This window comes from Vibrio sp. 10N.261.52.A1 (assembly GCF_002876325.1).
GTDB lineage: Bacteria > Pseudomonadota > Gammaproteobacteria > Enterobacterales > Vibrionaceae > Vibrio > Vibrio chagasii.
The window spans coordinates 1-4,630 of sequence record NZ_MCYD01001120.1 but is presented as its reverse complement, the minus strand read 5'-3'; the positions used below and the strand labels follow the sequence as shown (position 1 = coordinate 4,630).

The window sequence follows — 4,630 nt, the reverse complement described above, 5'->3', positions numbered from 1 at the left end:
CCCTATGGTGGCGTTCTCATTTAGAGAGTTGATTGAGATATTGAAACCCTACTTTGAGGTTCATATCTTTGAACATGACTATGACAAGCTTTTACCTTGGGATTCGCACTCAGGTAATGCACTCATTGCGTGTGTGAAAAGCTAGTTTACTTCTCTTACAACGTTAGCGCTCACGACAAAGAGCCTAGATCAAAAGAACCCACAAGACGTTACGTCATGTGGGTTCTTTACTTATCAAATCAGATAGATTAGAAGTCAGCGGTCATGCCTACGTAGTAAGTACGTGGTTCTTCGACATAGCCCATATTTTCAAGCTCTTGAGATACCGCTTCGTCAGTCAAGTTTGTGATACCCGCTCGTAGTCGCACCGAATCATTCACGTTGTAAACCGTACCGATGTTCAACGTTGTGTACGCGTCTTGTGTTAGGTCCGTTTCGATATTACGTTCGCCACGGTAGCGCGCGCTAATAAAGGTGTTTAGATCGTAAGTAGGGCTCCAGTTTAGCTTAACCAAACCAGAATGCTTGTAACGCTCTAACAGCTCTTCACCCGTTGATTTATCTTCTGTGTCTAGGAAAGTGTAGTTACCAGAAATACCCCACTCGTCGGTGATTTGGAATTGACCCGTAAGCTCTGCACCTTGGACTACTGCTTCTGAAACATTAGTGTAAGTACGTTTACCGTTTACATAACCTGTTGAGCTTGAACTATCTGCACACCCTTTACCCGCTTCAAATACTCCACCGTTCTCACAATAGGTATCATCACGATCAATTAGGTCATTGATTTCATTTCGGAACAATGCACCTTCGACATTCCAACGAGATTGACTATAGATAGCAGCGATCTCGTAGTTCAAACTGGTTTCAGGCTTAAGGTCTTCGTTACCATGTAAATCACAAACACCCTTACAACTGTTCACTGTGTAATCCGCTTGGTTTTGTGTTAAAGATGGCGCCTTAAATGCTTTACCAACACCACCTTTGATGATTAAGTCATTCGTTGTTTGGTGAACCAAGTACACTCGCGGGCTAAATTCTTCACCGTATAGCTCGTGTTTATCTAGACGACCACCGATTGTTGCTGTTAGTTGCTCCGTCATTAACCATTGGTCTTGAATAAACAATGCACCTTGGTAAGCCTCGGATGTCCCGTTAACTAGGTTTTCTCTGTTTGTTAACTCACTTAACTGGTAATCCATACCAAACGTAACGGTATGACTATCACCTAGATAGGTTGTTGCTGAAGCTTCTACAATTTGCGTCAATTCTTCAACATCACTGCTGTAGTTATTTCCTAAATCAGCTGCGTCACTATCAGTTACGTTTTCACGCGAGTAACGCACTTGTGTATCACCCCAGCTCCAAAAACCGCTGTGTGTTATCGCTTGGCTGTTACGTACAACTTTACTGTCAATTGGATTTGCACCTGTAGCATATTCAGCCAAACCATCACGTTGGTCGTCGCTGTAACCTAAGTCTAAATCGATGGTTTGATTATCAGTTGCATGCCAAGTTAACGTACCTAATAGGCTTAACGTATCGCGGCCTTCTAGTGCAGTCACATCTTCTCTATCATGACCCGAAGAGTGAATACCAGAATATGGCTGCCATGCATCACGGCTCGTTTGGTTAATAGAGAAACGAGCAAACAACTCATCTTCAATCAAAGCACCAGAGGTCGTTAGACCTACAGACTGCTCCTGCCCACCATTACCATCCATTGGTGACGAGGTATCCATACTTAATGTCGAACTCCACTCATTGACAGGGGCTTTAGTAATAATGTTGATGGTACCGCCCATACCGTCAGAGCCGTATAGTGCCGACATTGGGCCACGGATGATTTCAACACGTTCGATAGATTCAGTAGGAATTGTAGAAAGATCGAAATCGTTGCCACGGATAATGGCACTTGCTGAACTTAAACGTCGACCGTTTACCATGATAAGCGTGTAATCAGAATCCATACCACGAATAGAGATCATCTGACGGCCAGCACGCGTGCTATCAAAGTCAGACTCAACACTCGTTGATTCAGCAACGATGTCTGCCAAAGTGATGCCTGGGCTATCTTCGATATCTTGAGCAGTAATTACAGACATAGAAGCTGGTGCTTGTTTCAACGCCATCTCTGTACGAGTAGCGGTAACTACCATTTGCTCATCTGTATCCTTCACTTCTTCTTGCGCCAATAGGTTTGGCGAAAGTGAAGTACAAATAACAGCGACTGCGATCGATAAAGGCTTACGAGTAAAAAGGGATCTCTCAGACATGATATTCATTCTTATATGTGATTGGTAATGATAATGGTTTGCATTAAATAGCCAATTACCACTCTAATCAACGAAAGTTTCATACCAAAAATTGATTATCGCTATTCAACATTCACATACGGATTAGATCTATATTCATTTTAACGAGTAGCTCACACATACATTCACAAACTCAATGCATTAGGTGTACAACTCTTTGAACAACTCGCGTATCCAACGACACATTGGGTCATTATGAAAACGTTTATGCCAATACAAATACACATCTTCCGACGCACTTCTTATTGCCTTGGGTACCCTTTTACAGACCAAGTTCCTTTGTTTGGCAGCTTGGGACGCAAAAGGCGTCGGTAGATGGAAAATGATGTCTGTGGTCTCTGCTATATCCGCTGCAATATTGAAATTAGACAATTGAATCGGAATCGATAACTGACGCTGCTTATCAATCAAGCCGAGATCTTTGAATCGATTTTCAATCGAAAGCTTCTTATCGCCTTGGAGTGAAATCTGCCCGAGCTGGCTATTCAACAAGTCATCGACCGTAATCTCTTTATCAGCCAACGGATGGTCCTTGCTCATTAACAAACGATAATCACGGCTAATCACGAACATTCGATACAGGTTTTGCTCTGAACTTAGCGGCTCATGAGTCGATAACACAAAGTGTGCGTCACCGGACAGCAAGGGCTCGAAATGACGCTTAGGAATAGAATCGATATCAACGACCATATTTGGTGCTTGTTTGCGGATCTCTGCGACTACTTTAGGTAATAAGTGCGAAACCTGTGGTACCAAACCGAAGAAACGTACAGTGCTATCACTCGTTTGTGGTTCGAAAACGTCACCATGAACTAACTTCTCTAAACGAGTGAGTACTGAGTTTAGATCTTGCTTAATAGCTTCCGCTTTTGGTGTGAGCTCGTAACCATAAGCCGCCCTTACTAACAGATCATCGTTAAAAACGGTACGTAGTTTTTGAAGCGAGCGACTGACCGTAGGTTGACTCATGTCCAACGCTAAGGCTGTGTTTGAGACATGCTTTTCTTCGAGAAGGTGTTTGAGGATTACTAATAGGTTGAGATCGACTTGCGCAAGATTCATTATTTAAATATTCACAAATTTGAAAATTCAGAAGTCGAATAGTGCTATTACACACTAAGTAATACAATTGATAATCACTCTTATTTTGATCTTAAGCAAAATTAACTGACGTCTTTAGCTACGTAAGTAATATCGATCGAGCTTAGACGAATAGTCGTTCTGTATCATCAATAAAAAAGAGAGGCATATAGCCTCTCCCTTCATTCACTTTAAAACTACGTTTCGTAGCCCATTTGCTTTATAGGATTAAAGTTTAATCCACGCATCTTGCCAGTATTGGCTATCGCCAGGTGCGTACGAAGCACTTGCACACCACGCCGTGTAAGGCCAAGGTTTACATTCGTACAAACCATTGTCGCTACCTACCACGATGTCGCCTGCTTCATAGTTAGTACCAGCTGCATACGGAGGGTAGTTACCCGGAGGAGGTGTTGTTCCGCCCTCTTCTTTTACTGAGAACGAGTTATCCACCATCACCACTTCGCCATCTGTCGCAGTTCCAACCACTTCAAGCTTGTACTGACCTTCTGTAATATCATACAGGTCTATCGTAACCGTGCGGCTATCAGTTAGGTTTACGTTGGTCTGTTCAACCACAGAACCCGCGCTATTGATCACCTTTGCGATTACATCAAGCGCTTCATTCGACTCCAATGTGAACTGAATACGTACATCGCCATTATCTAGAATGTATTCAGACTGCAGACCAGACACGCTCAGTTCTACGTCACCACCTGGACCAGGGTTGCCACCACATGAACTGTCTGACGCTTTCTTCCAAACGCCCCACTCACCTGTTGTTCCTGGCTCTTCACCACGGGTATACCAGCCTGCTCCCCAAGTCGCGCCGTCGTGTGATACTTGGTCACCTTCAACATAAACAGTGTCGGCATCCCATGCAGCAGCACAGTTAGAACCATCAGTCACTGACACTTTTCGCTCAGCAGTGACGGTTTGATGAGCACTGTCTGTCACACTGTATACAAGCGTGTAGTTGCCCATTTCATTCACATCGACACTACCAGTGTGTGTAATAGAACTTGTTAGGTCACCATCTTCAGCATCGTTTGCAGTCACACCAGCCATCGGATCAAATGCGCTACCTAACATGACAGTAGTATCAGACACGCCATCGAATACAGGTTTTTGGCTGTAAACTTCGACCGTTCTTGCTTTGGTTGCTTCATTGTTATCACTGTCTTTCACGCGGTAGGTTAGAACATAAGTACCGATAACACTGGTTTCAACGTAAC

At 43.5% G+C, this 4,630-nt stretch carries 3 protein-coding genes and 1 pseudogene; 1 reads left to right on the top strand and 3 read right to left on the bottom strand.

Annotation, left to right across the window (positions count from 1 at the left end; all coding sequences use genetic code 11):
* Window positions 1-145, top strand: a pseudogene (locus tag BCT81_RS24005) (SAM-dependent methyltransferase); the annotation flags it as partial.
* A 103-nt stretch (window positions 146-248) separates the two neighbouring features.
* On the opposite strand, the gene BCT81_RS24000 reads toward BCT81_RS24005, so the two are convergent.
* The 3 genes from BCT81_RS24000 to BCT81_RS23990 form a co-directional block, all read right to left on the bottom strand.
* Complete coding sequence (locus tag BCT81_RS24000; RefSeq protein ID WP_102426097.1) at window positions 249-2,276, bottom strand: TonB-dependent receptor; 2,028 nt, start codon at window positions 2,274-2,276, stop codon at window positions 249-251.
* A gap of 180 nt (window positions 2,277-2,456) precedes the next feature.
* Window positions 2,457-3,377: a LysR family transcriptional regulator gene (locus tag BCT81_RS23995; protein ID WP_102426096.1), complete on the bottom strand. Its 921-nt coding sequence runs from the start codon at window positions 3,375-3,377 to the stop codon at window positions 2,457-2,459.
* Between the two features lie 246 nt (window positions 3,378-3,623).
* On the bottom strand, window positions 3,624-4,630 hold a 1,007-nt coding region (locus BCT81_RS23990), incomplete at its 5' end, for an immunoglobulin-like domain-containing protein (RefSeq protein ID WP_133152709.1).

Excerpts from the sequence above, each read along its gene's own strand:
- BCT81_RS24000 (WP_102426097.1), bottom strand. The coding sequence starts at position 2,276 with ATGTCTGAGAGATCCCTTTTTACTCGTAAGCCTTTATCGATCGCAGTC.
- BCT81_RS23995 (WP_102426096.1), bottom strand. The coding sequence starts at position 3,377 with ATGAATCTTGCGCAAGTCGATCTCAACCTATTAGTAATCCTCAAACAC.